Source organism: Mesorhizobium sp. M2E.F.Ca.ET.209.01.1.1, from assembly GCF_004010375.2.
GTDB lineage: Bacteria > Pseudomonadota > Alphaproteobacteria > Rhizobiales > Rhizobiaceae > Mesorhizobium.
On the sequence record NZ_SADP02000484.1, the window covers coordinates 1 to 359 of the forward strand.

The 359-nt window shown below is 67.4% G+C and carries 2 pseudogenes; both read right to left on the minus strand.

The window, feature by feature from the left end:
• Window positions 1-198 (minus strand): annotated as a pseudogene (locus EN852_RS36590) (SH3 domain-containing protein); the annotation flags it as partial.
• A gap of 11 nt (window positions 199-209) precedes the next feature.
• A pseudogene (locus EN852_RS43415) lies at window positions 210-359 on the minus strand (metallophosphoesterase); the annotation flags it as partial.

The following is a 359-nucleotide window of genomic DNA, read 5'->3' on the forward strand; positions in this document are numbered from 1 at the left end:
CGCGCCGTTAGGCAGGCGCGCCGCCACCTTCCCACCCGGCGAGGCGGTCGCCCGGATGTTGAGGAGATCGTCCGGCGCAAGCCCGCCGATAATCGAAATGATCGGTCCCGGCGCATCCTGAGCCAAGGCCGGCAGGACCGAAAGCAGCAATGGAGCGGCCAGCAGCAGCGTCGATGGGAGCGAGACCTTCCGCTTCATGTGAGCTCCGCTCAATCCTTCATGAACCCGGTCCGCAGCGCGTGCGCCCATTCCGGCCGTCCCGCCTGTTCGGCCTGCTTTGCGGCGGCTTCATGGTCGTAGTCCACGGCGATCGCCTCGAAGCGACTGGGATGGCCGTCCGCGCCAAGCTCGACAATGCC